The sequence below is a fragment of the Nocardiopsis sp. iso_40 genome, assembly GCF_056173285.1.
In genome coordinates this window covers 510,755-537,093 of sequence record NZ_CM149666.1, presented here as the reverse complement: position 1 = coordinate 537,093, position 26,339 = coordinate 510,755, and the positions used below count along the sequence as shown (strand labels likewise).

The window sequence follows — 26,339 nt, the reverse complement described above, 5'->3', positions numbered from 1 at the left end:
GGGTGTTCGGTGCGGTGTGCGGCCTCCTCGTGGCCCTGCTGGCGCTGTCGCTGCTCTCCTGGACCACCGTCGACGACAGCGGCCCCGCCACGGACACGGTGGCCGGGCGGGCGGGCGCCGAGGGGGACGACAAGCCCGGCCGGGGCGCCCTTGTCGAGGACACGCCCAGCGGCCAGCGGGGACTGCCCGGCACCACCGTGCCCGACAGGCCCGTCGGACGCACCGCCCTGGTCTCGAACCCGCTGTACGACACCGGGAGACTGAGTCCGCTGCCGTGCCCGGCCCCCGAGTTGGACGTGGAGAGCGCCGAGTCCATGGGCGGGTTCCTGCACCGGGTCGCCGACTGCCTGGACGACGTGTGGCAGACCCAGTTCGAGCGGGCCGGCATCCCGTTCTCCCCGCCGGACCGGGTGTTCTGGGACGAGCCGGGGGTGAGTCCGTGCCGCGCCTACCCCTCGGCCGCGGGGGCGTTCTACTGCAGCGCGAGCGGCGCCGTCTACATCGGCACCTCGGACGTGGTGGACAAGTGGAACGGCTCGGAGGAGAGCGTCGTCTACGCGTCGCTGCTGGCCCACGAGTACGCCCACCACGTGCAGGGCGAGTCGGGGCTGCTGGAGTACTACCACGAGCAGCGCCAGCTGGAGGAGGACGACGCGGGCCGCAACTCGTGGACGCGCCGCAGCGAACTCCAGGCGAACTGCCTGGCGGGTGCGTTCCTGGGGTCGGTTCGGGTGAGCTACCCGTTGGGCTCGCAGGACCTGTCCGCGCTGCTGGACGACGCCTCGGCCACCGCGGACCGCGAGGACGGGCCGGAGGAGGAGCGCACGCACGGCTCCTCGGACAACAGTGTGCGGTGGACGCGGACCGGCTGGGACGAGCAGTCCCCGGGGGCCTGCAACACCTGGGACGTGGACGACGAGGACCTGGTCGGCTAACGCGCCCTCCCCGGACGGGCCCCGCCCCGGGTTCGTCCACAACCTCACGATGACCAGTGCCCCGTCACCACTTTGCGTGGCAGGATGCTGACATGCCGGATTCCCCCGAACTCCCCGGCTCGCACGAGCCGGTCAGCCGAACCCCCGACCCCCGGACCCCCTGCGCCGAACCCGCCGCGGCGCCCCCAGCCGTACCCGGCCCCGACCGGGTGGAACTGCGCGTGCACGGGGTCAGCGGCGGCCAGGCCGAGGAACTGCTGGACGTGGAGCCCGCCATGCGCGTGGGCGGCGACCGGCTCGCGGGTTTCTTCCGCTGGCGCCGCGAGCGGGACACCGAGACCGTCCCCGGGGTGCGGCGGGAGATCTTCGCCTGGGGCAACCTGACCTCCGGCAGCTCCTCGCGGGCGTTCTGGCTCCTGCTGCTGCCGTTCATGATGGTCAACGTGGCGTACTGGATGCGGCCCGGACGGATGGACCGGGACCAGACCGGGGTCCGCAGGGCCGCCAGCACCGCCTACGGGGCCGGGGTCCGCCTGCTGGCGCTGTCCCTGACGGTGCTGATCACCCTGGCCGCGGCCGGGGTCGGGATGGACCTGGTGGGCTGGCAGTGCGCCGGGCAGGGGCAGGAGTGCGTCCGAGCGCGCCCCTGGTTGGCGTTCCTGGCGTCGGCCTCCTCCCCGCTGTCCGCGCCCGGCTGGGGGCTGGTGGTCGGGGCGGTGCTGCCCGCGGCGGTGGTCGCGGTGCTGTGGCGGCTGTCCAGACGGACCGCCGCCGACTACGAGGTGGTGACCGGTCCGGTGCCGCCCGAGCACACCGAGGACGCCCCGCTCAGCCATCCGGACTTCTGGCGCAACAGCGAGATCATGGCGCGGCTGCGGTCGGCGCACATCGCGGTCGCGGTCGGCACGGTCGCGGCGCTGCTGCTGGTCCCGCCGCTGCGGTACGACCTGTCCGCGCGGGGCGGGGACGCGCTGACCGACCCCGGGGCGTGGTGGTTCGGGTTGGTGCTGGCGGTCCTGTTGGGGGCGGTGGCGGCGACGAGCACCGCGAGTGTGCTGGTGCCCGGCGCCGATCCGCGGTGGAACGCCCGGGCGGACCGGTTCTGCCGGATCCTGCGGGACGCCGTGCTCGTCCTGGTGGCGGTGGTGGCGGTGTACACGGTGTGGCCGCGGCCCGGGTGGGAGGCGTCGGGGCGGCTGCCGGGCAGCGGCACCATGCTGAACTCGCTCTTCGCGGTGCAGGGCGCGCTGGTGCTGGTGCTGCTGGTGGCGGCGCTGGTGCTGTTCTCGGTGGACAGGCCGCACCCGCGGACCGCGATGCGGGGGCTGGCGGGGCCGTCGACGGCGGCGCTGGGGGCGCTGCTGGGCGGCGGGTTCTCGGCGGCCCTGGTGTACCAGGGGGCGTTGTGGCTGAGCGGCTGCGGTTCGGTGAGCGCACCGGAGACGGACTGTCTGGCGCTGTCGCCGCCGATGGCGTACTCGTGGCTGCAGTTGGCGTTCGCCTTCGAGGCGGTGATCGTGCTGGGCGTGGTGGCGGTGCTGGCGCTGCGGCTGCGCGGTGCGGTGCGGGCGGAGCTGCCCGAGGTGACCTCGTTGTACTCGCGGAGCGTGCGGGACCGGCGGACCTGGGAGATCGCCCGGGCCAGGGCGGCCGGGCAGATGACCGAGGTGCTGCCCAAGGTGCTGGGGGCGCTGCTGTTGCCGGTGGTGCCGCTGGTGGGGTTGGCGCTGTACTCGGCGCTCACCGGGAACCTGGTCGCCGCTCCGGTGGACGCTCCGACGGTGGTGGCCGGGGAGTTCCGGGGGGTCGCCCAGGACGCGTTGGACCTGCTGGTGGGTGTGGGCTCGATCCTGGGCGGGGCGTGTCTGGTGGCGCTGGTCTGGATCGGGCGGAGTGCCTACCGGGACCGGCCGACCAGGCAGGCCGTGGGCGCGGTCTGGGACGTGGGGACCTTCTGGCCCCGGGTGGCGCATCCCCTGGCGCCGCCGTCCTACGCGGAGCGCGCGGTGCCCCAGTTGGCGGCCCGGGTGGCGTGGATGGCCAGGGAGGGCGCCGCCGTGGTGTTGTCCGGCCACTCGCAGGGGTCGGTGCTGGCGGCGGCGACGGTGTGGCAGTTGCCGAGGGACTGCCGGGGCCGGATCTCGCTGGTGACCCACGGGTCGCCGTTGGACCGGTTGTACGCGAGGTACTTCCCGGCGTACTTCGGTCCGGCGTCGTTCAGTGACCTGACGGAGAGGGTGTCGGCCTGGCGGAACCTGTGGCGGGTGACGGACGCGATCGCGGGCCCGGTGCGACGTATGGGTCCGGAGGGTCGCGGGGAGGCGGTGGTGGAGCAGGCGGAGCCGCTGCCCGACCCGCGCTGTTACGACGCGCCGCCCGGGGAGGCGCGGCGCCCGGAGATCTTGGGGCACTCGTACTACACGAGTGATCCGGCCTACGCGCAGGCGCTGTGCGAGGTGATGCCCACGCCGCCCGGGGCGGGGAACGGTTGAGTTCCGGGCGGGTGTCCGAGGTGCGAAAGGGGTGGAGGGGGCCTGTGTGCGAGTTCGGTGGAAGCGGGTGGGGGCCATTCGCCGCGCCGCTTATGTCCGTTTCCGGAGAAGTGAAGGAAATCGCCACTCGGGCCGGGTGAAGCCGCAGGTCAAGAAGGGTGCTCCCCGCGCACGCGGGGATGGTCCGCCACTTGGTGGCCTTCTCCGGACCGGACTCCAGTGCTCCCCGCGCACGCGGGGATGGTCCCGACAGTCGATCGCCTGTGCAGCAGGTGACCGAGTGCTCCCCGCGCACGCGGAGATGGTCCTGATGGTTGGGGCGGCTGTCCCGTGCCAAGCCAGTGCTCCCCGCATGTGCGGGGGTGGCCCCTTCTTCTCAGGGCGGTATGCCTCAAGCTTGGCCGTGCTCCCCGCACCTGCGGGGATGGTTCTGACGGGATGACGAGTGAGCCCGCGCGTTCGGTGCCAGCCACAAACACCGAACGCGCGGGAGCTACGCAGCCCCGGCTCAGCGGTCAGTCAGCTCGGGGTTGGGTCGTGTGCGTGGCCAGGTGTCGGTAGGTGAGTAGGCGCAGCAACTCCAGACGAGTCGGAGCGCTGATCCGCTCGTGCGGGTCACCAGGCCCGGACCAGCCGATGGGCCGGTAGGCGACGAACTCGGTGCGTGGGGACTTGCCCTCGACGGTCAGCACCCAGTGCCGGTACAGCAGGTCGCACAGCACCCGTTCGGGAACCGGGAGCGTGGTCATCACACCCACCCCCGATAACGGAGCCAGATCAGCAGGTCGTGCTGGTCGCGGGGGTTGCCCTCGACCCTGAGCTGGTGGCGAATCCAGGAGCGCACAGCCTGACCGGTGGTGTGGGCGGGGTGGTCCGCGACGGCCCGGTCGATCATGTCCGTGGCGAGTTCGATGTCGTCCTGCTCGTGGGCTACCCGCAGCGCCTCGGTGACGAGGGGGAGGCGGCGGTGGAGGGTTCGGGTGCGCTGGTTCCCCACCCCACTCCACCAGGGGCGGGACGGCGGGGGAAGGCGGAGGGCTTCCTCAGCGGCGACCAGCAGGTCGTGGGTTCGAGCGTCCAGCATCAGAGAGCCACCCCCAGGCGGTGCAGCCCGGCCAGGACCGCACGGAGCACGTCCAGGGGGACGGCGTCCAGCGGGCGGCGCGGGGCGGGGATCCGAGGGAGCGGGGCGAAGGCGCGGACCCGGGAGGCCCGGCGGGGGCGGCGAGGGCGACGGCGCATGGTTTCGATGGCCAGCCAGCGCACATGCGCCAACTCGGACAGGTTCAGGTATCGCTGCACGGCGAACTCCTGGGTTCAAGTACCGCCTGGAACGGGGCGGCACAGGGGAACGAGTACAACCCCATACTGAACCCTAGAAATCTAGGATTCAAGTGCTACCCAATAGAATGCAATCCATAGATTGCTAAATGTCCGTTTTCTCGTTCCGGGAGTTACCATCAGCACCACGAAGAAACAGCGCGCACGCGTCAGGAAGGCCACGGTGGCAGCCAGCCCTACGATCCGAAGGCGTCAGCTCTCTGCGATCCTCCGGAGGATGCGTAAGGACGCTGGACTCTCCCTGGAGGATGTCGCCAAGCGAGTCGAGTGGTCCCGGGCCAAGCTCGGCCACATCGAGACCGGAGAGCGCAAGAAGCCGAGCGTCGTAGAGATCAAGGCGCTGCTCCAGGAGTACGGCATTGATCCTGCGGACCCGCAGTACGAGGCCGTGCTGACACTGGTCCGGCATGCTCAGCAGCGCGGATGGTGGACCCGGTACGACGACATCCTCACTGGCTCCTACGTCGAGCTGGAGGCCGAGGCCACGAGCATCGCGAACTACGAAGCGTTCGGCGTGCCGGGACTGCTCCAGACACCGGGCCTGGCCAGAATCATGCAGCGGGCTCGACTCTGGCGTGATCCCGAGGACATCCAGCGCGCTGTCGACGCGAGGATCAGGAGGCAGCAGATCCTCGTTGGGGAGAGTCCGACGCAACTGTGGGCGGTCATCGAAGAGCATGCCCTCCAACGGCTCGCGGGCGCGCCTGAGGTGATGCGTGAGCAGATCGAGCACCTGATCGCCCTCGCCGATTCATCGAGCCACGTCACCATCCAGGTGCTGCCCACCGATGCAGGGGTGCATGCTGGGCTCGCGGGGCCGTTCGTGATCATGGACTTTGTCGAACCTGCTCGGCCCATCGTGTACCTGGAGACCTACACGGACGGGCTATACCTGGAGCGCGAAGCTGAGGTCACTCAGTACCGAAAGCTCTGGGACCACATCCGCACGTCGGCACTGGATGAAGAGCGGACCATTCCGTACCTGAAGAAGATGATCACCCGATAGGAAGAGCCGATGTACTCGTTCCCTACTGAGGCATCCTGGCGCACGTCGTCCTACACGCAGCAGCAGAACTGTGTGGAAGTCGCCGACGCGCCGGGGTTGTCCGCTGTCCGTGACACGAAGAACCGCGAGCACGGGCATCTGGCGTTCAAATCGCCGGAGTGGCGTGCGTTCGTCGAGGGCGTTCGGACGCGGGGCTGACCCTGGCAGAACGTAGGCCCCCAGGCGAAAACCTGGGGGCCTACGTGTACTCGTTCCGCGAGCACTCTACCGTTCAGGCGTCTTGTCCGGAAGCAGGTGCAGCTCTCAGAACAGCTCCAGCAAGACGGACCCTGCCGTGCATGAGCGGAAGACACCGACCGTCACCAGCGGCTGTCGGCGCAGTTCTGGGAAACTCCGCTGAGACAGGGGTTGAGGGTGGCATCCTCGGGAGGACGAGCTGAGCACCTTCCAGAACTGAAGAGGCACCGATGCCAGAAACCTCCCCCGCCCTGAACTTCCGCAAGAGCAGCTACAGCGGGTCCACCACGCAGAACTGCGTAGAGGTCGCCGAGATGCCTACCGGCACTGCTGTGCGCGACACCCAGAACCGGGAGTCCGGCCACCTCGCGTTCGGAGCCGCCGAATGGCGGGCGCTTCTGGGAACCGTGCGCACGAACACGTAACCACCAGACAAAACAGGCCGCGGACCGAGGCCAAGCGCCTCACCCCGAAGGGCCGGGCGGGTGTGGCCCCACCTGGCCCCAGAAGCCGGAAGACCGCCCCTAGTAGGGACCGTACGGGCCGTTGTTCTGGTTACCGCCCACACCCTTGACGGCGGGGCGCACGTCCAGCAGGAAGATGAGGGTCGCGACCAGACCCAGGATGACGAACATGCCGGTACCGGTCAGCACCGCGAGCAGCGAGACACCCGTCGCGACACCGGTGAGGATGACCCACAGCTTCTTGGTCTGCTTGTCCATCACCACGAAGGCCTGCTCCGAGGTGCGCAGCGCCTCGATGAACGCGTAGAGGCTGGCCACGAAGGTCACGAGGTAGATCAGCTGCCAGATCCAGAAGAACAAGACTCACTCCAGTCGCCACACGCGTCCGAACGGGGTTCCGCCCGCTCTCCACGGTAAACGGACAGCGGCCGAAAATCGTGCCCGGTGGAGTCAGGGATCACAGCGACCGGCCATGCACCGACCGGCGGGAATCAGATCGGGATGTGCCAGAGACAGGTGACGGCGGCCAGCAGAAAGGCCGACGCCCCCATGATCACCGCGCCCGCGTGGTACGGGAGTTCGTCGTCGGGGCGCAGGAGGCGGTTGACGCGCTGCATCACGGCGGGCTCGGCGGCCTGCGCGGCGGCCATCGCCCCCACCGGGACCGGCGCTGCACCCGCAGCCCCGAAGCGCAGCAGCGCCATCGCGAGCTCACGGGAGGAACTCCTGCGCCGCGCCTGGTCGTCCGCGCACATCTCGATGAGCAGCGCGACGCTCTCGTAGTAGGTCCGCACCAGCCGCACCCGCGGGAAGGCCCGCTTGAGCGAGGAGAACGGCAGTAGCACCAGGTCGTGGCGCTGGCGCAGGTGGGCGTGCTCGTGCGCCAGGACGGCGGCGAGCTCGCGGGTGTCGAGCACCTCCAGCGCACCGGCGCTGATCACCACCTGGGAACGCAGCACACCGGGCAGGCAGTAGGCGGCGGCAGCGGGGTGGTCGACCACCCTCGCGCCGGGCACGTCGGGATGCTCGCTGGCCACCAGTTCGAGGAGGTCGTGGTGGCGCCTGCGCACCCGGACCACCTGGACGAAGGAGGCGACGAGCCCGGAGAAGAGCACCAGAGTCAGGATGACCGCCAGGGCCACGGCCGCCAGGTGGCTGACTCCCTCGACCCCCTGGGAGAACTCGGCCAGGAGGAGCTCACCGGTGAACAGGTCGGTCGCGGCGGCCATCAGACCGCCCGCGGCACCGAGTTCGTAGGAGGACAGGCCGTAGGCCAGCAGCGCGCCGATGGTGGACACACCCCAGGCCAGCCCCAGGGCCTGCCAGGCGATGACAGCCGTGTAGGGACCGCGGGAGGGCCACTTCGCCCGATGGAGAGCCTCCATGGCGACGAGACAGCTCACCGCGACGAGGGTGAGGAGGGCGGCACTGACCATACGGACTAGTTCCTTGGCTGCTCGGTTTCCGAGAGTGCGCGCCGGAGCGCTTCAGCCTCCTGGCCGTCCATGGACTGGACGAAGGCGGCCAGGGCCGCGTCACGGTCCACCGTCTGACCGAGCGCGTCGAACATCAGCTCCGACACGTAGTTCTCACGGCTGGCTGCCGGACGGTACCGCCACGCACGACCCTCACGTGCCCGGTCGACGACCTTCTTCTTGGCCAGCCGGTCGAGCACCGTCATGACGGTCGTGTGGGCCAGATCCCGCTCGGCGAGTGCTTTGCCGACCTCGCGAACCGTCATTGGTTCGTTGCGTGCCCACAGTACATCCATCACCGCGCGTTCAAGTTCGCCAAGCCGATTCATATACCTAAGTCTACGATGGGTAGTACTACTTGCTGTGGCACCCCCGGGTTAAGTACGGATCACCCGCGGGGAAGGGTTTCAAGGCCCCGCGGTCAGGTCCGCACCGCGACCCCCGCGAGGGGTACCGCCGCCCCGGGGTGACCTGAACCCCCGCCCCGGGTGGGGGTGGTGTCACACCGTTCGAGGGAGAGAGCGGTCGTGGGCAGGCGCCATCACGATCAGCCCCCACCGCGGCCGTAATGAGTCCGGCGGCGATGCCGAGGCCGACGGCGGGAGCAGGCTCCGGGGCGCCCTGGGGGGCGTGGCCCGGCGCTCACCGGGTCCGCCCCTGGCCGGGTCAGGGTGAGGACCAAGCCCCCGGACCGGTGTTGGCGGCACCGCCCGGGGGCGTTCTCGTTGCGGGGTGTTACTGGACTTCGGCGACGATCGGGTCGCCCAGACCGAGGATGTCGCCCATCTCGACGGTGGCCACGTCGACCTCGCCGACGACGGCGATCTGCCCGGAGGCGCGTTGCCCCGGCTGGAGGGTGACGGCGTCGATGGTGTCGATGTCGGCGAAGATCGTGTTGGCCCAGTCACTCACGACCGTGCCGTCGGCGAGGACCGCGGTGAAGTTGATCGGGTTGACGTCGATCGGCTCGTCGGAGTCGTTGACGACCTCGATGTCGATCGCGGTGTAGACGGTGTCGTCGATCGTGTCGCCGACGGTGCCCGCGTTCGTGGCGGTCATCGTGACCGCGGACTCCTCGGCGGGCTCCTCCTCCGGCTCTTCCTCGGCTGCGGTCTCCTCCTCCTGCTCCTGCTCCTGCTCCTCTGACGTCGAACTGGTGGCAGGTGCGGATTCCTCGGAGGTGTCGCTGGACAGCAGCGACATGCAGCCGCCGAGGAGTGCGAGGAGCAGGATGATGACGAGGCATCCGCCGCAGCCGAGTCCGACCTTCCCGCCGGTGGACATGCCCTGCTTCGGGGGCGGGGGCGGTCCGTGAGGCGGCGGCGGAGGCGGCCCGTAGGGGGGCTGCCCTCCATAAGGGGGCTGCTGGGGACCAGACGGGGGCGGCCCCCCGTAAGGGGGCTGCTGGGGACCGGACGGAGGCGGCCCCCCGTAAGGGGGCTGCTGGGGACCGGACGGGGGATAGGACATGGGGTGCTCCGGTCTGTACGCGGATGGGGGGCAGCGGAGCGGGCGCCGCGAAGAGAGAACCCGAAAGAGCTTCGGATCGGTGCCGCACGATGAGCGGGGGCGGCTGAACGGCGAGCGTAGCCGAGTTCCCTTTCGGCCGCCACCGATTCGGAGTGGTCAGAACCCGAATGAGCCTTTCTGATGAAACCACGAGCCGCACAAGGCATTCTGACGGAATCACATTCCTACAGTTCAGAAGCCTGTAATCCCTCGCAGCACACGGCATTCCGATTGGTTTACCGTGGGTTCCACTACTTGCTGTGGCACCCCCGGGTTAAGTACGGATCATCCGCGGGGAAGGGTTTCGATGCCCCGCGGCCAGGTCCGCCCGGCGGCCCCATGACGGGCACCGCCGCCCCGGGGTGACCTGCGCCCCGTCCCGGACAGGGGCGGTGTCACACCGTTCGAGGGAGAGAGCATGGCCGACCGGACGCGAATCAACCTGTCCCGGGGGGACATCACCGAACAGCACGTGGACGCGGTCGTCAACGCCGCCAACAGTTCCCTGCTGGGCGGCGGCGGGGTGGACGGGGCCATCCACCGCAAGGGCGGCGGGGCCGTTCTGGCGGAGTGCCGGAAACTGCGGGCCTCCCACTACGGCGGCGGCCTCCCCGCGGGTCAGGCGGTGGCGACGACCGCCGGGAACCTGCCCGCCCGCTGGGTGGTCCACACCGTCGGCCCCGTGTACAGCACCTTTGAGGACCGTTCCGCCGTGCTGGCCTCCTGCTTCACCGAATCTCTGCGGGTCGCGTACGGGCTGGGCGCGGAGTCGGTGGCCTTCCCCGCGATCTCCACCGGCGTGTACCGCTGGCCGCTGGACGACGCGGCACGGATCGCCGTCGACGCCCTGCACAACGCCGAGGTCACGGTGCCCAGGGTGGAGCTGGTGCTGTTCAGCGAGACCGCGCTGGCCGCGTTCCGCCGGGCGTTCGACGCCGCCTGAACAAGCCGCGCGTGCTCCGTGCGGGCACGCGCCTCGCCCGCGTCCGGCGGGGACCGCGGCCCCGGACGCGGGCGGGCGACCCGGTTCCCGCGCGCCGTCCGGGTCCGTCGTACCCTCCGTTGCATGGGACACCGGCATCCGAGCAAGCTCAAGAACCCCGAGGTGAGTCACGCGCGCGCCCGCTGGCTGCTGCGCGCCGAACTCGCCGGGTGCGACGCCTGCCGGGCCGAGGGCGACGAGGACGCCCTGTCCGACCTGTCGTCAGGCGGCGTCTTCGACTCCCTGATCACGGGTTTCGTCCTGTCCCGTGTCCAACAGTGGCACTCCCACAGCCGGCCCTCCCAGTACCCGGCGACGGTCTACCGCATCGCCCCCATCGACGAACGGGACTTCTGGCAGCCCCCCACCCAGCACTGCATGCGCGTGTGCACGGTGACGGGCGGCGAGGGCGACGGGGTGGACACCGTCCCCGCACTCCGGGAACTGCGCCTGATGTCGGCCGCGGACCGCGCCCTGGTCCTGGACGACATCATCGACGGGCTCGCCGAGACGGAAGGTTGAGACCTTGAAGCCCGCCCCCCAGCACCCACGACTCCCCCGGCTGCCCCTGTCGGCGCCGGCCATGTCCCCCAAGCACGACAAACCCATCGTCGGTCTGTGCGAGAGGTGCGGCGAGTACCTCAACGCCGGGGTGCGCACCTGTCCCAACTGCGGTCACTACAACCGCTGACCGGCTCCTTCCCCGGAGCCGAGGCGCACGGCCGCCCGCGGTCCCCGTTCAGCGGCCGGGGTCGGCGATCGGTGCCGGGTAGCCGCCGACCCCGCCCCCCTCCAGCCACGGGGTGTGGGCGCGGACCCCGGGCAGGTCCGCGAGCTCGGGCACGTAGCGCCGCACGTACACGCCCTCGGGGTCGAAGCGGCGGGCCTGGCGCGAGGGGTTGAACGGGCGGTTGGGGCGGGTGTCGTTACCGGTCCCGGCCACCCACTGCCAGTTCCCGTACTCGTTGGCGACGTCCCCGTCGGTGAGGTGCGCGTCGAAGTGCGCGGCCCCCTCCCGCCAGTGCACGCGCAGCGTCCTGGTGAGGAAGGCGGCGGTGATCATCCGGGTGCGGTTGTGCATGAACCCCTCCCGGAGCAGCTGCCGCATGCCCGCGTCCACGACCGGCACCCCGGTGCGCCCCTCCTTCCAGGCGGCGAGGGCGTCGGCGTCCCGGCGCCACTCGCGCTGGCGGGGCCGGTAGTCCCGGGTGTTGATCTGGGGGAAGACGGCCGTGACCTGGTGGTGGAAGTCGCGCCAGGCCAGTTGGCGGACGTACTCCGGGCCGCCGGGCAGGTCCCGGGCGCGCAGGGCCGCCTCCAGCGGTGACAGGCAGCCGAACCGCAGGTCGGCCGACAGGTGCGAGGTGGCGGCGCCCGGAAGGTCGTCGTGCCGGTCCCCGTAGTCGGCGAGACCGCCCCCGATCCAGGTCCGCAGGCGTTCCCGCGCCGGGGCCTCGCCACCGCGGACGCGGTCCGGGGCGAGGGCGCCCGCCCCGTCCGCCCCGTCCGCCAGGTCCGGCAGCTCGCCCGGCGCGACCCCCTCCGGCAGCCGGAGGCGTTCGGGCGCGGGCAGGAGCTCACGGCGCTGCGCGGCCTCCCAGGCGCGCCAGTAGGGCGTGAACACCTTGTAGTGGTCGCCCCTGGCCGGGGTGAGGGCACCGGGGGGGACGACGGTCAGTCCGGGATGGGTGCGCACCTCCAACCCGGTGGCGCTCAGGCGGGACAGCCGCCGCCGCGCGAAGGCGCTCACGCCAGCGCTCAGGTGGACGGTGCGGGCCCCGGTCTCCCGGGCCAGGGCGAGGACCTCGGCCGCCGTGTCGCCCCGGCGCAGGACCAGGTCGCCGCCGATCCCGCGCAGACCGGAGCGCAGGTCGGCGAGGGCCTCACCGAGACAGGCGATGCGGTTGCGGGCGGCGCGGCGCAGGAGCGGGGGTTCGAGGACGAAGAGCGGCACGACCGTCCCGGAGCCGTGCAGCGCCGCGGTGAGCGCCGGGTGGTCGTGCAGGCGCAGGTCCTGGGTGAACAGGACGATGTCGGGGACACCCAACAGGACTCCTTCACTTTGCGATACCGAAACACTACTACGGGTATCCCTTGATGATTGCTCCGCGTCTGCCGGGGTAGGGGCCCAGCATGAACACACCTCCTCGGCCCGTCGTCGGGGTCTCCAGCTGCCTCATCGGCGCCCCGGTCCGCTACAACGGCGGCCACTCCCGTTACAAGTTCCTCACCGAGGAGCTGGACCGGCACGTGGACTGGCTGCCCGTCTGCCCGGAGGCGGAGATCGGCCTGGGGGTCCCCCGGCCGACCCTGCGCCTCCAGGACTCGGAGGGCTCCGACCGGGTGATCTCCAGCAAGGACGGGACCGACCACACCGAGGACCTCGCCAACGTCGCCGACCGGCACCTGCGGGAGCTGCGCCGCCTGGACGGCTACGTGCTCAAGAACAAGTCGCCGAGCTGCGGCCTGTACGCACTCCCGGTGTTCGACGACAACGCCGACCGGCTGCGCGGGACCGGCCGGGGCGCCTTCGCCGCCCGGCTCACCGCCCTGCTGCCCGACCTGCCCGTCGAGGAGCAGGGCCGCCTCTCCGACGCGGTGCTGCGGGAGCACTTCGTGGAGCGCGTGTTCGCGCACGCGCGGCTGCGCACCCTGCTGGAATCGGATTGGCGCCCGCGCGACCTGGTGGAGTTCCACGCCCGGCACAAGCTCCAGCTGATGGCGCACTCCCCGGAGGGCTACCGGGAGACCGGGCGGATCGTGGCCCGGGCCGGCACCGGCGACTCCGAGGAGATCGCGGCCTCCTACTCGGAGGCCTTCCACCGGGCGCTGGCGGTGAAGTCGAGCCGGGGCAAGCACGCCAACGCGCTCCAGCACGTCTTCGGGATGATCAGCCCGCTGCTGGACGACGCCCGCAGGCACGACCTGCTGGCCGGGATCGAGGAGTACCGGGAGGGGCAGGCGCCGCTCAGCCTCCCGGTGGCGCTGCTGCGGCACCACTGCGCGGCGGAGGACGTGGCGTGGGCCGACAGCCAGACCTACCTGCGCCCCTACCCCGACCCCCTGCGCCTTCGCCACCCGGTGGCGGTCTGACCGGGGACGGCGCGGCGGTCCGACCGGGAACGGGCCCGACACAGGCTGACGGCCCCGAGAAGGCACGCCGTATTTTCCACACGCACAGAGCACGTTCAACTACAGTGGGTCACACTCCTGGCCGTGTAGAACGCGGTTCCCGGCTGCCCCCGACCCGCGAGGTTCCGACGTGTTCGCCTCCTTCCCCCGACGCGCCACCGTGCTCGTCTCCTCCTGCGCCGTCATCCTGGTCGCGGCGTCCCTGGCCACCACGTCCCCGGAACTGCTGGTCGAGCGGATCACCGGCCACCTGAACACCGCCGGACCCGAGCTGGCCCACGGGCACGCGCGCCTCCCGCCGGCCGCGGACTCCACGCCGGCGCCGATCCCCCGCCCGGGCCAGGTCGCGGTCTGCGAGGAACCCGGCAGGAACGAGGTCGTCACCCTGGCCGACCCCGGCGCACCCGAAGGCGGGCGCCCCCTGTGGATCCGGCGCCCGCCCGGCCTGGACAGCGCCGACCTGCCCGTGCTCTACCTGCTGCACGGCTCCGCCTCCACCCACCGCACCCTGATGGACGCGGACCTGGGCAGCCTCCTGGACCGGCAGATGTGCCGTTCGGGGGTCGAGTTCGTCATCGCCGCCCCGTACGGGCAGGAGACCGGCGGCACCAACACCGAGTGGGGCGACGCCCACGACGGCCGGTTCGCGCTGGAGAGCTTCGTCACCGGCCCCGTCGTGGCCGCGGTGGAGGGCGAACACCCGCGCCCCGACTCCCTGCGGGCCGTCGGCGGTTTCTCCATGGGCGGCTACGGCGCCGCCGCTCTGGCCCTGCGCAACCCCGACCTCTACTCCCAGGTGGTGAGCTGGGCCGGGTACTTCCGGGTCGACGACCCCCACGGCACCTTCGGCGGGGACACCGACCCGCACTCCCCCGACCTGCTGTTGGACCGGGAGGAGGTGCGCGACCTCCGGTTCATGCTGGTGGAGGGGCGCCGGGACCACACCCCGCTCCAGCGGGGGAGCATCCACGGCGAGGCCGAACGGTTCGCCGGACTGCTCGACGAGCGGGGTATGACGGTCGCCACGCTCCACCCCCGGGGCGGCCACGACCTGGACACGTGGAAGCGCACCTTCCCCGAAACCGTGGACTTCCTGGTGGCCGGGTGGTCCGCAAGGCCGTGACCCGGCCCGGGTCAACACCGGCCCCCTCGGACCGTCCGGTGGGGAACAGTGTGTACCTTCGTCGCTGTTGACGACTACGGCTTGTACGCACGAACTGGAGGGACCACCGGTGTCCGGATCCGTTCCGTTGGGAGATCAGGCGTCGGTTCCCTCGAGGATCGCGACCGTCAGCCTGCACACCTCCCCCCTCGACCAGCCCGGCACCGGTGACGCCGGAGGGCTCAACGTCTACGTGGTCGAGGTGGCCCGCAGGATGGCCGAACGCAACGTGGCCGTGGACGTGTTCACCCGTGCGACCAGCCCCGAGCTCCCCCCGGTGGTCGAGCTCGCGCCGGGCGTGAACGTGCGGCACGTGCCCGCCGGCCCCTACGGCCACCTCGACAAGAACGCTCTCGCCGACCACCTGTGCCCGTTCATCTTCGGGATGCTGCGCGCCGAGGCCCAGGGCGCTCCGGGCCACTACGACCTCGTGCACGGCCACTACTGGCTGTCCGGCCGGGCCGGCGTGGTGGCGGCCCGGCGCTGGGGCGTACCGATGGTGCAGTCCATGCACACGATGGCCCGGGTCAAGAACGCCGCGCTCGCCGCAGGGGACGCCCCCGAACCGGAGGCGCGGGTCCGAGGCGAGGACCAACTGGTCCGCCAGGCCGACCGGCTCATCGCCAACACCGACGACGAGGCGCGCCAGCTCACCGGCTTCTACGGTGCCCGCAGCGAACAGATCAGCACCATCCCGCCCGGCGTCGACCTGGAGACCTTCACCCCCGGTTCCCGCTCCGAGGCGCTGCGGCGGATCGGCCTGCCCCGCGATGCCGAACTGCTGCTGTTCGTGGGCCGCCTCCAGCGGCTGAAGGCCCCGGACGTGCTCATCCGGGCCGCCGCCGAACTCCTCGAACGCGACCCGTCGCTGCGCTCCCGCCTGGTGGTGGGGATCGTCGGCGGGCTGTCCGGCGAGGGCAGACGCGAACCCGGCCTGCTCGCCGACCTCGCCCGCTCGCTGGGCGTGGCCGACGTGGTGCGGATGGAACCGCCGCAGAACCGGCGCCGGCTGGCCGACTACTACCGGGCCGCGACCGTGACCGTGGTGCCGTCCTACTCCGAGTCCTTCGGCCTGGTCGCCGTGGAGTCCCAGGCCTGCGGCACCCCGGTGCTGGCCGCCCGGGTGGGCGGACTGACCACGGCGGTGTCCGCGGGGGTCTCCGGGGTCCTGGTCGAGGGGCACGACCCGAGGCACTACGCCGCGGAGCTGGACCGGATGATCAACGAACCGGCATGGCGTGCCAAGCTGGCCGGAGCGGCACCCGGACACGCCGCCACCCTGGGGTGGTCGCGGACCGTGGACGAGCTGTTGGACGCCTACCGGGACGCCCTCGCCCCCGCTCCCGCCCCGTGCGGGCTCCGGATGGCCGCGTGCCGGTGACGGCCGTGTGCCGGGCAGGCGGAACGGACCGGACGGCGGACCGCGCCGAAGGAACGAGAGGGGAGAACGTGGGAACGGAATCGGTACGCGAGAGCGCGATCAGGGCGATCTCCGAGGCGGTGGCGGAGGCCGGGCTGGAGGTCGAGTGCCCGCGTGAGGGTTCGTTCCTGGTCACGATCCCCGGAACGGCCAAGCTGAAGACCATGGTGTGGTTGGAGGCCGGCCCGCACAGCCTCACCCTGACCTCGTTCTTCTGCCGCCAGCCCGACGAGAACCACGCCGCGTTCTACCAGTGGCTGACCCGGCGCAACTCGGACACCTACGGGATGGCGTTCGCCTCCGACGAGGTCGGCGACGTGTACCTCCGGGGCCGTCTGCCGTTGGGCGGGGTGACCCCGGAGGAGGTGGACCGCCTGCTGGGCTGTGTGCTCACCTACTCGGACGAGAACTTCAACACCGCACTGGAGCTCGGCTTCGCCTCGGCGATCCGCAAGGAGTGGAAGTGGCGGACCGACCGCGGTCACGACACCCGCAACCTGAGGGCCTTCGCCCACCTGGCCGAGACCGGGGAGGACCGGTAGACCCGTGCGGGCCGCGGCCCGGACGGGCCGGCGGAGCAAGGGTGCGAGCCGGGGGAGGAGCAGTGGGGGCGGCTGGCTAGGCTGGTCCCCATGGGAACTCTGGTACTGCTTCGACACGGCGAGAGCGTCTGGAACGCCAAGGGTCTGTTCACCGGATGGGTGGACGTGGACCTGTCCGCACAGGGCGAGGAGGAGGCCCGCCGCGGCGGCGAACTCCTGAAGGACGCCGGGGTGACCCCGGACGTCCTGCACACCTCGCTGCTCAAGCGCGCGATCCGCACCGCGAACCTCGCGCTGGAGACCGCCGACCTGCACTGGCTGCCGGTCGAGCGCTCCTGGCGCCTCAACGAGCGCCACTACGGCGCCCTCCAGGGCAAGGACAAGGCGCAGACCCGGGAGGAGTACGGCGAGGACCAGTTCATGACCTGGCGCCGCTCCTACGACACGCCCCCGCCGCCCATCGCCGACGACGACCCCTACTCCCAGGCCGGGGAGAAGCGCTACGGGCTGCTCCCGCCGGAGCTGCTCCCGCGCACCGAGTGCCTCAAGGACGTACTCGACCGCGCCCTGCCGTACTGGTACGACAGCATCGTCCCGGACCTGGCCGCGGGCCGGACCGTGCTGGTCGCCGCGCACGGCAACTCGCTGCGCGCTCTGGTCAAGCACCTGGACGGGGTCAGTGACACCGACATCGCCGGGCTGAACATCCCCACCGGCATCCCGCTGGTGTACGAGCTGGACGACCGGTTCGAGCCGACCAACCCGGGCGGCACCTACCTCGACCCGGAGGCCGCCAAGGCCGCCATCGAGGCCGTCGCCAACCAGGGCAAGAAGTAGCCCGGACCGCCCTCCCGCGCCCGTGCCGCCACCAGGCGGTGCGGGCGCGGCCGTTCCCGGGACGGGACGCCCGGGCGGCAGCCGGGTCAGCGGGTCAGCGGGTCAGCGGGTCAGCGGGCCTCAGTAGACCAGGGCCTGGGCACCGTCGCGGATGCTCTCCTCGACGAAGGCGGCCGCGCCCGCGATGCGCACGCCCTCGATCAGGTCCCCCTGGCCGAGGTCCCGGCGGGCCGCGCACTGGGTGCACACGGTGACGCGTCCGGCGGCGAGCACGGCGGCCAACAGGTCCTGGAGCGGGGCCGCGTGCGGGAGCTCGAAGTCCTCGGCCCGGCCGGGCAGCGCGAACCACGCGGATTCCCCGGTCAGCCAGAGCGAGACCTCGACCCCGCTCGCGACGGCCGCCGCCGCGACCGTGAAGGCCTGGTTGCAGCGCTCGGGGGCGTCAGCACCGGCCGTGACCTTGATCACCAGGGAGCGAGTCATGCCGTCAGCCTACTGAGAACGCGGCGGCGGTGACGATCGCGCCCGCGATCGCGCAGACGGCGAAGGCGACCAGCAGCAGGACCGCCTCCCTGCGGCGGGGCGAGACCCGGGCCGGGCGCTCCAGCACCCCGTGCTCGACGCTGAGGGAACCGCCCTCCGGGGCGACCAGCACCACCCGGCCGTCCCGCACCCGGACCTGTCCGGTGACGCGCAGGCGGGCGCCCGGACGGATGATCCACTCGCGGTACTCGAACTCGATGGTCTCGCCGCGGAAGACACCGGAGATCCTGCCCCGGACCCGGGGCAGAAGGTCGTCGGCGGCGGCCGCGACCCCGGGCTGGGGGCGGCCGACCAGGCGTTTGAGGCACAGTTCCGCGTCCCGCGGCTCGGCGCCCCCGGGCGCCACGTAGACGCGCTCGGACCGACCGGACCGGCCCTCGGCGACCAGGCCGAAGAGGTCCTCGGAACCGTAGTCGGCGATCGAGTCGCAGGCGCGCTCGCTGACCGCGCCGTCGGCCCGGTCACGGGCGAGCGGTCGGTAGTGGCGGAGCACCTCGTGGCCGTGCCACACGCACTCGGCCCCGGCCAGCCCGGACTCGATGGGCCCGGCGGGGCCGGGGGCGGCCACACCGGTCAGGGTCACCCGCTGGCCCTCACGGGCCGCGAGGGCGCTGGGGAGGAGCTGCGCGAGCCCCCGTTGCCGCAGCCAGCGGCGCAGCCCGATGACGGCCAGCGGCAGGAGGACCGCCGCGATGGCGAGCAGCGCCACACCGATCACCATTAACACAGGCAGCCCCTTTGGAAGCGAGTAGGAGGTCGACGACAACGGCGGGTGCAGAGCCCCTGTGACCACACCGTGTCTGCTGACAATCTTTACCAGTTCTCCGGGAAAGCCGGGCCAATTGGGCATGTCCAGTCCAAGGCTCACCGGTTGCCCGGAGGGCGCCCGCGCGTGGGCGTCACCGCCACTCCCCGGTCACCGCTAGTCTCGATGGTTATGGACGCTGAGGTACACCCCGATCTGGAGAAACTGTCGTTCCTGTTCGGGCGCTGGGAGGGCGTCGGCGTCGCCGGTTACGCCGACGAGGAAGAGCTCCAGTTCGGGCAGGAGGTCGAGTTCACCGTCAGGGACGGTATGCCCTATCTGGACTATCGGAGCCGGGCCTGGCGGATGAAGGCCGACGGCACGCTCGGTGAGCTCATCACGGAGGAGTCCGGCTACTGGCGCGCCCTGTCGGAGGAGGACACCGCCCAGTACGCCAAGGACGACGACAAGAACATCATCCACCTGGAAGTGCTGATCGCCCACAACGAGGGGTTCATCGAGTCCTACCTGGGCAACGTGTTCGCGAACCGGGTGGAGATGGCCACCAACGCGGTGATGCACACCATCACCGGCCTGGAGGTCAAGGCCTCGCACCGCCTCTACGGGCTGTTCGGCGACAACCGCGACACCCTGGGCTACGCCTGGGACCTGGCCGCGCGCGGCCACGACCTGCGCTCCTACATGTCCGCACAGCTCAAGAAGGCCGGCGGGAAGTAGGACGGAAGCAACGCGAGGGCCCCGAACGGGCCGGAAGCGGACAGGACGAACCCCGGGCTGTCTCCCGCGTCGTGCGGGGCCGGATCGGACAAGGTCCGGCAGCCCGGGGTTCGGGTGTCCGTCTGGGATTCGCACGAGCGACGTCGAGCGAATGCTCAGCGTCGCCCTAGCGGACGAACACCTCGCCAGTCCTAGAATCAACCATCTCTTGGACCACCTCCTTTCCTGCGTGCCTCTGAAGGTACGTGCCGTCGCCGGGCTGCGGCAAGTGATTTTCTGTGATCTGTATCCCCAGGTCAGAGCTGTGCCCTCGGAGTGTTTGCCGGGCCGGATAACCTCTGCGGTATGACTTCGCCGCTGCTGACCACACCCGGTGCCGTGAGCGCCGACAGCCCCGACTCCGACGTCGCCGCGCACTACGGCGACCCCTCCCACGAGGCACGTGCGATCGAACGTTCGAGCGCCTGGGTGGACCGGAGCAACCGGGGCGTGGTGCGGGTGAGCGGTCCCGACCGCCTGGGCTGGCTCAACGACATCACCAGCCAGTTGACCCGGGACCTCGCCCCCGGAACCGCCACCGAGTCCCTGGTCCTGGACACCCGGGGACACCTGCGCCACCACCTGTCCCTGGTGGACGACGGTGAGGCGACGTGGATCCACACCGAGCCCGGCGGCGGCCCCGCGCTGGCGGAGTTCCTGGACTCCATGGTGTTCATGCTTCGGGTGGAGGTCGAGGACCTCTCCGACTCCTTCGCCGTGCTGACCGTGCTCGGCCCGGACCGCGCGAAGGCCGCGGGCGCGGTCGAGGCCGCGGCCACCCGGGACACCGGGGACCAGACCGACCTGTTCGTGCCCTCGGGCGACCTCGTCGCCACCGCGGAGAAGCTCACCGCCGCCGGGGCCCGCCCGGCGGGGATGTGGCCCTACGAGGCCCACCGGATCGCCGCGCACCGGGCCCGCCCCGGGCTGGACTCCGACGACCGCGCCATTCCGCACGAGATGGCCTGGATCGGTTCCGCCGTGCACCTGGAGAAGGGGTGCTACCCGGGACAGGAGACGGTGGCGCGCGTGCACAACCTGGGCCGCCCGCCGCGCCGCCTGGTGATGCTGCACCTGGACGGGACCGCCGAACGCCTGCCGCAGGTGGGCAGCGACATCGAACTGGGCGGACGCAGGGTCGGCCGGGTGGGCACCTCCGCCCGCCACCACGAGCTGGGCCCGATCGCCCTCGGGCTGGTCAAGCGCACCGCCCCGGTCGACGCGGACCTGGTCGTCGACGGCATCGCCGCGGGCCAGGAGGTCATCGTGGACCCGGACACCGGAGCCAACGCCAAGCTCGACGACTTCCGCCGCAAGCCGAGGTAGCCGGGGCGCCCCGGACGGGAGAGGACCCGGCTCAGCCGGGGCGCAGGTCGCTCTGCCCGGAGACCAGGACGTGCGCGAACTCGGTGCCGACCGGAGCCAGGAACATGATGTGCGTGGTGACGGTCGCGCCCGGGGCGATCTCACCCCAGAAGTAGTCGTAGGCGACGGTGTGCTCGGCGTCGATGTCGTTGCCGAACGACCGGCCGTCCGTGGTCGTGCCCACCGTTCCCGAGCTGTCGAAGATTGCCGGGGAGGAGCCCTCGTTGGTGACGTTGAGCCGGTAGATGTGGTACTCCCAGCCGGACGGGGCCTCGGCGTGGGAACCCCTGCCGTTGGTGACGGTGGAGTCGGTGTAGGCCGTCTCGACGTGGACCCGGAAGACGCCGACCGCCGTGGTGGCCCCCTCGTAGGAGGAGGGCGGGACGGAGTCGGGCTCCGCCGGGGTCCGCGGCTCCGCGGGCTCCGGGGCCGGTTCGGGCCCGGTCCCCTCCGGTTCGGCCTCCTCGGCCCCGGGTTCGCTCCGTTCCGGCGGCTCCGGTGCGGACGCGGGCCCGGAGGACGACTCCTCCTCCCCGAGCACCACCTGGACGTTCGGCAGGGAGAGCGAGCTCAGCGCGAGCAGGGTGACCGCGAACGCCGCCCCGGCGACGATCACCGCCACGGGGATCGCGAGGACGCGTACCACCGTGGAGACCCGCCCCGGTGACGGCGGACGGGGATCACTCGTACTCATACCACTGAGACGCGGATCACGCCCCGGACATTCCTCCGCCACCAGAAGCCGACGGGCCAGGGGGCCGCGGAGGACGGGCCACGCCCCGTCGGGCAACCGGTGGCCGAAAGCGCCCGTGTCCCGCGTCACAGACTCCGGCACGGGCCCAGGGGAAAGAAACCGACCCAGAAGCAGACCAACAGCACAAAGAAGACTTCCAAAAATTAATAAGAGAACCGCCGGGACCCGGAAAGAAAAGTGTGTCCACGGCGACATGATTCATGCCCGACCTCAAGGGGATAAAAGAAAAAACCCATCTGACCAACCTCAAAGCACAGGGGGACTATTGCGGTTCAGAAACGTTCTCATCGCAGGACCGGACGAACACAGATTCCAGTATGTGGCCCAGTCGTTGGCAGAACGGGGTTTCGCGGTCACCTGGGCCGGCTCTCCGGAAGAACTCCTGAGCAGGCCGGACCTGCTGCCGAACGCGGCCGCCCTGGTGATCGACACGGCCGCCGCCCCGGGAGGCGGGCCACAGGCCGGGTGGTTCGCACTGCTGGACCGCTCGATGCCCCGCCACCACGGCGTCCCGGTCTTCCTCGCCCCGTCCCCGGATGCGACGGATCTGGAACCCCTCCTCCCCGGACGCACCGTGGCCGGCGACGTCCTCCCCGAGGAGGACACCGCCGACTTCATCGCGGGACGGATCAGCGCGGCGGTCGAGGACTCGTCCCTGCCCCACCTGCCCCCGTTCTTTCAGGCACTGGTGGAGTTCGACCGGGGAAAACCCTATTCCTGGCACACGCCCGGTCACGCCGGCGGCGTCGCCTTCCTCAAATCCACCGTCGGTCGCGCTTTCTTCGAATACTACGGCGAGAAACTCTTCCGAACCGACCTCTCGGTGTCGGCTCCCGGGCTCGGCTCCCTTCTCGAACACCAGGGCCCGATCGGCGCAGCGGAACGCAATGCCGCACGCGTTTTCGGTTCCGATTTCACGTTCTTCGTTCTCAACGGCACCTCGTCAGCCGACCGGATCGTCGGCCATCACTGCCTCGCACCGGAGGACACGGTGCTGGTCGACCGCAACTGTCACAAGGCGATCGTGCACGCGCTCGTCATCAGCGGCGCCCAGCCGGTGTACCTGCTCCCCACCCGCAACCGGTTGGGGCTGATCGGCCCCGTCACACCGGCGCAGCTGGACGCCCCGGACACGGGAGCGGACTCCGGTGCGCGGATGGCCGTGGTGACCAACTCGACCTACGACGGAGTGTGCTACGACGCCGTCCGGGCCAGCGAACTCCTTTCCCGGACCACCGGCCGCGTGCACTTCGACGAGGCGTGGTTCGGCTACGCCCGCTTCCACCCCCTCTACCGTCGGCGGTACGGCATGTCCGTGCACTCGGGGTCCCTTCCCGGTCCGGAGAGACCGACGGTGTTCAGCACACAGTCCACCCACAAGGTCCTGGCGTCGATCTCCCAGGGCGCCATGCTGCACGTGCGTTCGGCGCCACGCGCCCCGGTGTCCGCCGAGCAGCTGAACGAGACCTACGTGATGCACGCCAGCACCTCGCCGCTCTACCCGATGATCGCCTCGCTCGACGTGGCCACGGGGATGCTGGACGGTCCTTCGGGGCACAACCTGGTCGATGACGCGATACGCGAGGCGGTCCGTTTCCGGCAGGCCTTCCTGAGACTCCGCGATTCCCCGGCCGGAGACACCTCGCGTTGGTTCTTCGACCTGTGGCAGCCCCCGGACGTACCCGACCCCGCATCCGGGAACCGCCTGCCCTTCGCCGAGGCGCCCCTGGAACTCCTCGTCTCCGAGAACCGTTGCTGGGAACTCGAACCCGACGCCGACTGGCACGGCTTCCAGGGGCTGGAGAGCGGCTACTGCATGCTCGACCCCCTCAAGGTCACCATCGTGTGCCCGGGTGCACGCTTCGGTGGAGACGACGGCACCTGGGGGATCCCGGCACCGGTGCTGGCCGCCTATCTGGAGGCCCAGCGGATCATGGTGGAGAAGACGAGTGCCTACACGATCCTCGTCCTGTTCTCCCTGGGCAACACCCGAGCCAAGAGCCTGGGGCTGCTCAGGGCCCTCCAGCACTTCAGGGACCTGTACGACGACCGGGCGCCGATGATCGAGGCCCTCCCCGACCTGGCCAGACGACATCCTTCGCACTACGCCGGACTGACCCTGCCCGAGCTGTGTTCGAAGCTGCACGCGCACTACGAGCGAGCGGACCTGACCCGCCTGTTGGACCTGGCCTTCACCGAACTACCGGAGGCCCCCCTCACCCCGGCGCAGTGCCACCGCAGCGTCCGCCGGGGCGAGGTCGACCGGGTCCCGCTCGCACAGGCAGCCGACCGGGTCGCCGCTTCCACCGTCGTGGCCACACCTCCGGGAATCCCTCTGCTGCTGCCGGGGGAACGGACGGGTCCTGTTGACGGGGCACGCCTGCGTTACCTGAGGGCGATGGAGGAGCAGGAACGCTCCTTTCCCGGGTTCGGCACCGGGATCCACGGCATCGAACGCGACGGGGAGACCGGAGCGCACGCGATCAACTGCCTGCCCCGTCGAACCGCGTGAGCCGTCGAACTCTGCGAGGCACCCGCGGAGACGACGGAGCCCGGTGCGGGGAGGCCCCCGCACCGGGCTCGCACGTGCCCGAACGCTCCGCTAGCGCAGGGCGGCGGTCAGGCGCTCGTCGTGCAGGCGCTCGCCCCAGGAGGCGGGCAGCGGGTTCAGCTGGCCCACACGCCAGCGCAGCAGCAGATCGGCCAGCTCCGGGTTGCGCGGCAGGGCCGGGCCGTGCAGGTAGGTGCCCAGAACCTGCCCCTGGTAGGCGCCCTCGGTGTGGTCGTCGTTGCCGATGCCCTTCACCGTGGTGGACAGCGCACGGGCCTGCGGGCCGATCACGGTACGGCCCTGGTGGTTCTCGAAGCCGGTGATCCGGCCGACGCCCAGGGCCGGATCGACGTCGGCGACGATCTCGCCCACGGCGCGGGTCTGGCCGCGGCCGCTGCGGATGTCGAGGATGCCCACCCCGGGCAGCGGGTTGGACTCGTCGTCGCCGTAGCTCTCCCCGATGATCTGGTATCCCGCGCAGACCGCGAACACGCACGCGCCGCGCGCTGCGGCCCGGGCCAGCCCGCCGTCGGCGCGCAGGCGGTCGGCGGCCAGGATCTGCGGCCGGTCCTCGCCGCCGCCGAGCAGGTAGATGTCGCCCTGCTCGGGCACCGGGTCGCTGGAGTGCACGTGCACGATCTCGGTGGGGATGCCGCGCAGCTCGGCGCGGCGCTTGAGGATGAGGACGTTGCCCTGGTCCCCGTAGGTGCTGAGCAGATCGGGGTAGATCCACACGATCCGCAGGGCGCTGCTGGTGTTCGACATGTGTGTCTCCCCTACTGGACGCGGCCGTACGCCGTGCGGATCTGCTGGAAGGCTGTGTAGTTGGCGATGACGTCGACCTTGGTGATGTCGGGGCGCTCGGCCTTGAGCCGGCCCAGCACCTCGTCCACGCGGTCGGCGACCTCGAAGGGCACCCCGTCGGTCTCCAGGCGCAGCGCCAGGTCCGTGCGGCGCTCACCCATGACGAACACCCTCCGGTCGCGCAGGACCGTGTAGTCCACGTCCCACAGCCAGGAGGTGTCCTTGCCGTCGGGGATCTGCGCGTTGACCGCGAGGATCACGGGGACCCGGGGCGGGTCCAGGACCGCGAAGGACTCCAGCCACCCGGCCGGGTTCTTGGCGAGCAGCAGGCGGACCTCGACCCCCATGGTGACCACGGAGGTGTAGCGCCCGGCCACCGACGTGACCTCGCGCAGCCGTTCGATGGTGCGCTCGGGGTGCATACCGTAACCGGCTGCGGTGGCCGCGGCGATCGCCGCGTTGGCGCGGTTCGCGTCACCGGGAAGGTTCATCCGGAGCTTGATCCGCTGACCGCCGGGGACGACCAGTGAGTCGTCGGCGTTGTCCACCTCCCAGGCGGTCCGGGGACGCGCCAGGCCGCACTCGGGGCACTCCCAGTACGGGTCGACCTCGCGCTTGAGGTGACCGCCGCACTCGGGGCAGCACCAGGAGTCCTCCTTCCAGCGCTGCCCGGCCGACACCCAGGTGGCGTTGGGGGCGCCCAGCCCGGCCCAGGCCACGAGCGGGTCGTCGGCGTTGGCGATGACGTGGGTGTTGGTCTGCGAGAGGGCGGTGCGCCACTTCTTCGCGAGCAGGTTGATCTCCGAGGCGCGGTCCATCTGGTCGCGGCTCAGGTTCATCAGGACCACGAAGGCGGGGTTGGTGGCCTTGAGGACCTGCGGGAGGTACTTCTCGTCCACCTCCAGCACACCGTTGACCGCCGCCTTGTTGTCGGCCAGGGCCGTGATGTGCCCGGTGGGCATGTTCGCGCCGTGCTCGTTGGTGGCCACGTCGCCGTACTCGCGCAGGGCCTGCGCGATGAGCCGGGTCGTGGTCGTCTTTCCGTTGGTCGCGCTGACCAGGGCCAGGCGGCGGCCCTGGGCGAGCTTGGCGAGCAGGTCCGGTTCGACCTTGAGGGCGACGCGCCCACCGATGACGGAGCCGTCTCCGCGTCCGGTGGCCCTGGACAGGCTGGCTGCGCTCCTGCCCAGTACCGAGGCCAGTTGGGCGCGCAAGGGAAGCTCGCTCATCAAATCTCCACGATCGCTAGATCACCCGCACGAACAC

At 71.1% G+C, this 26,339-nt stretch carries 29 protein-coding genes; 16 read left to right on the top strand and 13 right to left on the bottom strand.

The window, feature by feature from the left end; genetic code table 11:
• The first annotated feature begins 2 nt into the window (after nucleotides 1–2).
• Entirely contained in the window at nucleotides 3–935 is a 933-nt protein-coding gene (locus AC0VYD_RS02395) for a neutral zinc metallopeptidase (protein WP_475480159.1), read from the top strand.
• Nucleotides 936–1,027: 92 nt separating this feature from the next.
• On the top strand, nucleotides 1,028–3,427 hold the full coding sequence (locus AC0VYD_RS02390; protein ID WP_475478370.1) for a hypothetical protein: 2,400 nt from the start codon (nucleotides 1,028–1,030) through the stop codon (nucleotides 3,425–3,427).
• Between the two features lie 515 nt (nucleotides 3,428–3,942).
• Here the strand turns inward: AC0VYD_RS02390 and AC0VYD_RS02385 are convergent.
• The 3 genes from AC0VYD_RS02385 to AC0VYD_RS02375 are packed head-to-tail and all read right to left on the bottom strand — an operon-like array spanning nucleotide 3,943 to nucleotide 4,729.
• Nucleotides 3,943–4,176, bottom strand: a complete 234-nt coding sequence (locus AC0VYD_RS02385) for a hypothetical protein (protein WP_475478369.1) — start codon at nucleotides 4,174–4,176, stop codon at nucleotides 3,943–3,945.
• Nucleotides 4,176–4,511 (bottom strand): hypothetical protein, encoded by a 336-nt coding sequence (locus AC0VYD_RS02380; protein WP_475478368.1) that lies wholly within the window; start codon nucleotides 4,509–4,511, stop codon nucleotides 4,176–4,178. Before AC0VYD_RS02380 ends, AC0VYD_RS02385 begins: the two co-directional genes overlap by 1 nt.
• On the bottom strand, nucleotides 4,511–4,729 hold the full coding sequence (locus AC0VYD_RS02375) for a hypothetical protein (RefSeq protein ID WP_475478367.1): 219 nt from the start codon (nucleotides 4,727–4,729) through the stop codon (nucleotides 4,511–4,513). The genes AC0VYD_RS02380 and AC0VYD_RS02375 overlap by 1 nt, the downstream gene beginning before the upstream one ends.
• 202 nt (nucleotides 4,730–4,931) lie before the next feature.
• On the opposite strand from AC0VYD_RS02375, the gene AC0VYD_RS02370 reads away from it, so the two are divergent.
• The 3 genes from AC0VYD_RS02370 to AC0VYD_RS02360 all read left to right on the top strand — a co-directional run bounded on the left by AC0VYD_RS02370 (nucleotide 4,932) and on the right by AC0VYD_RS02360 (nucleotide 6,436).
• Nucleotides 4,932–5,774 carry a helix-turn-helix domain-containing protein gene (locus AC0VYD_RS02370; RefSeq protein ID WP_475478366.1) on the top strand — a complete coding sequence of 281 codons (843 nt, stop codon included), beginning with the start codon at nucleotides 4,932–4,934 and terminating at the stop codon, nucleotides 5,772–5,774.
• Between the two features lie 9 nt (nucleotides 5,775–5,783).
• Complete coding sequence (locus AC0VYD_RS02365) at nucleotides 5,784–5,972, top strand: DUF397 domain-containing protein (protein WP_475478365.1); 189 nt, start codon at nucleotides 5,784–5,786, stop codon at nucleotides 5,970–5,972.
• A gap of 269 nt (nucleotides 5,973–6,241) precedes the next feature.
• Nucleotides 6,242–6,436, top strand: coding sequence for a DUF397 domain-containing protein (locus AC0VYD_RS02360; RefSeq protein ID WP_475478364.1), 195 nt, complete (start codon nucleotides 6,242–6,244; stop codon nucleotides 6,434–6,436).
• 99 nt (nucleotides 6,437–6,535) lie between these two features.
• Here the strand turns inward: AC0VYD_RS02360 and AC0VYD_RS02355 are convergent, their stop codons facing one another.
• The 4 genes from AC0VYD_RS02355 to AC0VYD_RS02340 form a co-directional block, all read right to left on the bottom strand.
• Nucleotides 6,536–6,835: a DUF2516 family protein gene (locus AC0VYD_RS02355; protein WP_191275256.1), complete on the bottom strand. Its 300-nt coding sequence runs from the start codon at nucleotides 6,833–6,835 to the stop codon at nucleotides 6,536–6,538.
• Between the two features lie 131 nt (nucleotides 6,836–6,966).
• Entirely contained in the window at nucleotides 6,967–7,911 is a 945-nt protein-coding gene (locus AC0VYD_RS02350) for a M56 family metallopeptidase (protein ID WP_475478363.1), read from the bottom strand.
• 5 nt (nucleotides 7,912–7,916) lie between these two features.
• The gene (locus AC0VYD_RS02345; protein ID WP_475478362.1) at nucleotides 7,917–8,279 is read right to left on the bottom strand and encodes a BlaI/MecI/CopY family transcriptional regulator; all 363 of its coding nucleotides are present in this window, start codon (nucleotides 8,277–8,279) and stop codon (nucleotides 7,917–7,919) included.
• Between the two features lie 406 nt (nucleotides 8,280–8,685).
• Nucleotides 8,686–9,234, bottom strand: a complete 549-nt coding sequence (locus AC0VYD_RS02340) for a DUF4352 domain-containing protein (protein ID WP_475478361.1) — start codon at nucleotides 9,232–9,234, stop codon at nucleotides 8,686–8,688.
• A gap of 643 nt (nucleotides 9,235–9,877) precedes the next feature.
• Here AC0VYD_RS02340 and AC0VYD_RS02335 point away from each other — a divergent pair.
• The 3 genes from AC0VYD_RS02335 (at nucleotide 9,878) to AC0VYD_RS02325 (ending at nucleotide 11,132) form a co-directional block, all read left to right on the top strand.
• Entirely contained in the window at nucleotides 9,878–10,402 is a 525-nt protein-coding gene (locus tag AC0VYD_RS02335; protein ID WP_475478360.1) for an O-acetyl-ADP-ribose deacetylase, read from the top strand.
• Between the two features lie 123 nt (nucleotides 10,403–10,525).
• Nucleotides 10,526–10,963 (top strand): hypothetical protein, encoded by a 438-nt coding sequence (locus AC0VYD_RS02330; protein WP_475478359.1) that lies wholly within the window; start codon nucleotides 10,526–10,528, stop codon nucleotides 10,961–10,963.
• A gap of 4 nt (nucleotides 10,964–10,967) precedes the next feature.
• A complete protein-coding gene (locus AC0VYD_RS02325) occupies nucleotides 10,968–11,132 on the top strand; it encodes a hypothetical protein (RefSeq protein WP_191275266.1) in 165 nt (54 codons plus the stop codon).
• A 48-nt stretch (nucleotides 11,133–11,180) separates the two neighbouring features.
• Here the strand turns inward: AC0VYD_RS02325 and AC0VYD_RS02320 are convergent, their stop codons facing one another.
• Nucleotides 11,181–12,488, bottom strand: a complete 1,308-nt coding sequence (locus tag AC0VYD_RS02320; protein WP_475478358.1) for a cryptochrome/photolyase family protein — start codon at nucleotides 12,486–12,488, stop codon at nucleotides 11,181–11,183.
• Nucleotides 12,489–12,574: 86 nt separating this feature from the next.
• On the opposite strand from AC0VYD_RS02320, the gene AC0VYD_RS02315 reads away from it, so the two are divergent.
• The 5 genes from AC0VYD_RS02315 to AC0VYD_RS02295 all read left to right on the top strand — a co-directional run bounded on the left by AC0VYD_RS02315 (nucleotide 12,575) and on the right by AC0VYD_RS02295 (nucleotide 17,534).
• Nucleotides 12,575–13,534 carry a YbgA family protein gene (locus tag AC0VYD_RS02315; protein ID WP_475478357.1) on the top strand — a complete coding sequence of 320 codons (960 nt, stop codon included), beginning with the start codon at nucleotides 12,575–12,577 and terminating at the stop codon, nucleotides 13,532–13,534.
• Between the two features lie 169 nt (nucleotides 13,535–13,703).
• On the top strand, nucleotides 13,704–14,696 hold the full coding sequence (locus AC0VYD_RS02310) for an alpha/beta hydrolase (RefSeq protein WP_475478356.1): 993 nt from the start codon (nucleotides 13,704–13,706) through the stop codon (nucleotides 14,694–14,696).
• Nucleotides 14,697–14,805: 109 nt separating this feature from the next.
• Nucleotides 14,806–16,116: a D-inositol-3-phosphate glycosyltransferase gene (gene mshA / locus AC0VYD_RS02305; RefSeq protein ID WP_475478355.1), complete on the top strand. Its 1,311-nt coding sequence runs from the start codon at nucleotides 14,806–14,808 to the stop codon at nucleotides 16,114–16,116.
• A gap of 68 nt (nucleotides 16,117–16,184) precedes the next feature.
• On the top strand, nucleotides 16,185–16,697 hold the full coding sequence (locus AC0VYD_RS02300) for a YbjN domain-containing protein (RefSeq protein ID WP_475478354.1): 513 nt from the start codon (nucleotides 16,185–16,187) through the stop codon (nucleotides 16,695–16,697).
• Nucleotides 16,698–16,787: 90 nt separating this feature from the next.
• Nucleotides 16,788–17,534 carry a phosphoglyceromutase gene (locus tag AC0VYD_RS02295; protein ID WP_475478353.1) on the top strand — a complete coding sequence of 249 codons (747 nt, stop codon included), beginning with the start codon at nucleotides 16,788–16,790 and terminating at the stop codon, nucleotides 17,532–17,534.
• A 120-nt stretch (nucleotides 17,535–17,654) separates the two neighbouring features.
• Here AC0VYD_RS02295 and AC0VYD_RS02290 read toward each other — a convergent pair whose 3' ends face one another.
• Nucleotides 17,655–18,017, bottom strand: a complete 363-nt coding sequence (locus tag AC0VYD_RS02290; protein ID WP_475478352.1) for a DsrE family protein — start codon at nucleotides 18,015–18,017, stop codon at nucleotides 17,655–17,657.
• A gap of 4 nt (nucleotides 18,018–18,021) precedes the next feature.
• Nucleotides 18,022–18,798, bottom strand: coding sequence for a hypothetical protein (locus tag AC0VYD_RS02285; RefSeq protein ID WP_475480158.1), 777 nt, complete (start codon nucleotides 18,796–18,798; stop codon nucleotides 18,022–18,024).
• Between the two features lie 216 nt (nucleotides 18,799–19,014).
• Between AC0VYD_RS02285 and AC0VYD_RS02280 the strand changes: the two genes are divergently transcribed.
• Both AC0VYD_RS02280 and ygfZ read left to right on the top strand, forming a co-directional pair.
• Nucleotides 19,015–19,560, top strand: coding sequence for a heme-binding beta-barrel domain-containing protein (locus tag AC0VYD_RS02280; RefSeq protein ID WP_473036905.1), 546 nt, complete (start codon nucleotides 19,015–19,017; stop codon nucleotides 19,558–19,560).
• Between the two features lie 345 nt (nucleotides 19,561–19,905).
• Nucleotides 19,906–20,925, top strand: a complete 1,020-nt coding sequence (gene ygfZ, locus AC0VYD_RS02275) for a CAF17-like 4Fe-4S cluster assembly/insertion protein YgfZ (protein WP_475478351.1) — start codon at nucleotides 19,906–19,908, stop codon at nucleotides 20,923–20,925.
• 31 nt (nucleotides 20,926–20,956) lie between these two features.
• On the opposite strand, the gene AC0VYD_RS02270 is transcribed toward ygfZ, so the two are convergent.
• Nucleotides 20,957–21,658 carry a DUF4352 domain-containing protein gene (locus tag AC0VYD_RS02270; RefSeq protein WP_475478350.1) on the bottom strand — a complete coding sequence of 234 codons (702 nt, stop codon included), beginning with the start codon at nucleotides 21,656–21,658 and terminating at the stop codon, nucleotides 20,957–20,959.
• Nucleotides 21,659–22,049: 391 nt separating this feature from the next.
• On the opposite strand from AC0VYD_RS02270, the gene AC0VYD_RS02265 reads away from it, so the two are divergent.
• The gene (locus tag AC0VYD_RS02265; RefSeq protein ID WP_475478349.1) at nucleotides 22,050–24,230 is read left to right on the top strand and encodes an Orn/Lys/Arg family decarboxylase; all 2,181 of its coding nucleotides are present in this window, start codon (nucleotides 22,050–22,052) and stop codon (nucleotides 24,228–24,230) included.
• Nucleotides 24,231–24,320: 90 nt separating this feature from the next.
• On the opposite strand, the gene AC0VYD_RS02260 is transcribed toward AC0VYD_RS02265, so the two are convergent.
• Nucleotides 24,321–25,034 (bottom strand): type 1 glutamine amidotransferase, encoded by a 714-nt coding sequence (locus tag AC0VYD_RS02260; RefSeq protein WP_191275293.1) that lies wholly within the window; start codon nucleotides 25,032–25,034, stop codon nucleotides 24,321–24,323.
• A gap of 11 nt (nucleotides 25,035–25,045) precedes the next feature.
• Nucleotides 25,046–26,302 carry a MurT ligase domain-containing protein gene (locus AC0VYD_RS02255; RefSeq protein ID WP_473036910.1) on the bottom strand — a complete coding sequence of 419 codons (1,257 nt, stop codon included), beginning with the start codon at nucleotides 26,300–26,302 and terminating at the stop codon, nucleotides 25,046–25,048.
• Nucleotides 26,303–26,339: the final 37 nt, after the last annotated feature.

Excerpts from the sequence above, each read along its gene's own strand:
- AC0VYD_RS02390 (WP_475478370.1), top strand. The coding sequence starts at position 1,028 with ATGCCGGATTCCCCCGAACTCCCCGGCTCGCACGAGCCGGTCAGCCGA.
- AC0VYD_RS02385 (WP_475478369.1), bottom strand. The coding sequence starts at position 4,176 with ATGACCACGCTCCCGGTTCCCGAACGGGTGCTGTGCGACCTGCTGTAC.
- AC0VYD_RS02380 (WP_475478368.1), bottom strand. The coding sequence starts at position 4,511 with ATGCTGGACGCTCGAACCCACGACCTGCTGGTCGCCGCTGAGGAAGCC.
- AC0VYD_RS02365 (WP_475478365.1), top strand. The coding sequence starts at position 5,784 with ATGTACTCGTTCCCTACTGAGGCATCCTGGCGCACGTCGTCCTACACG.
- AC0VYD_RS02360 (WP_475478364.1), top strand. The coding sequence starts at position 6,242 with ATGCCAGAAACCTCCCCCGCCCTGAACTTCCGCAAGAGCAGCTACAGC.
- AC0VYD_RS02350 (WP_475478363.1), bottom strand. The coding sequence starts at position 7,911 with ATGGTCAGTGCCGCCCTCCTCACCCTCGTCGCGGTGAGCTGTCTCGTC.
- AC0VYD_RS02345 (WP_475478362.1), bottom strand. The coding sequence starts at position 8,279 with ATGAATCGGCTTGGCGAACTTGAACGCGCGGTGATGGATGTACTGTGG.
- AC0VYD_RS02340 (WP_475478361.1), bottom strand. The coding sequence starts at position 9,234 with ATGTCCACCGGCGGGAAGGTCGGACTCGGCTGCGGCGGATGCCTCGTC.
- AC0VYD_RS02335 (WP_475478360.1), top strand. The coding sequence starts at position 9,878 with ATGGCCGACCGGACGCGAATCAACCTGTCCCGGGGGGACATCACCGAA.
- AC0VYD_RS02330 (WP_475478359.1), top strand. The coding sequence starts at position 10,526 with ATGGGACACCGGCATCCGAGCAAGCTCAAGAACCCCGAGGTGAGTCAC.
- AC0VYD_RS02315 (WP_475478357.1), top strand. The coding sequence starts at position 12,575 with ATGAACACACCTCCTCGGCCCGTCGTCGGGGTCTCCAGCTGCCTCATC.
- AC0VYD_RS02295 (WP_475478353.1), top strand. The coding sequence starts at position 16,788 with ATGGGAACTCTGGTACTGCTTCGACACGGCGAGAGCGTCTGGAACGCC.
- AC0VYD_RS02290 (WP_475478352.1), bottom strand. The coding sequence starts at position 18,017 with ATGACTCGCTCCCTGGTGATCAAGGTCACGGCCGGTGCTGACGCCCCC.
- AC0VYD_RS02285 (WP_475480158.1), bottom strand. The coding sequence starts at position 18,798 with ATGGTGATCGGTGTGGCGCTGCTCGCCATCGCGGCGGTCCTCCTGCCG.
- AC0VYD_RS02280 (WP_473036905.1), top strand. The coding sequence starts at position 19,015 with ATGGACGCTGAGGTACACCCCGATCTGGAGAAACTGTCGTTCCTGTTC.
- ygfZ (WP_475478351.1), top strand. The coding sequence starts at position 19,906 with ATGACTTCGCCGCTGCTGACCACACCCGGTGCCGTGAGCGCCGACAGC.
- AC0VYD_RS02270 (WP_475478350.1), bottom strand. The coding sequence starts at position 21,658 with ATGAGTACGAGTGATCCCCGTCCGCCGTCACCGGGGCGGGTCTCCACG.
- AC0VYD_RS02260 (WP_191275293.1), bottom strand. The coding sequence starts at position 25,034 with ATGTCGAACACCAGCAGCGCCCTGCGGATCGTGTGGATCTACCCCGAT.
- AC0VYD_RS02255 (WP_473036910.1), bottom strand. The coding sequence starts at position 26,302 with ATGAGCGAGCTTCCCTTGCGCGCCCAACTGGCCTCGGTACTGGGCAGG.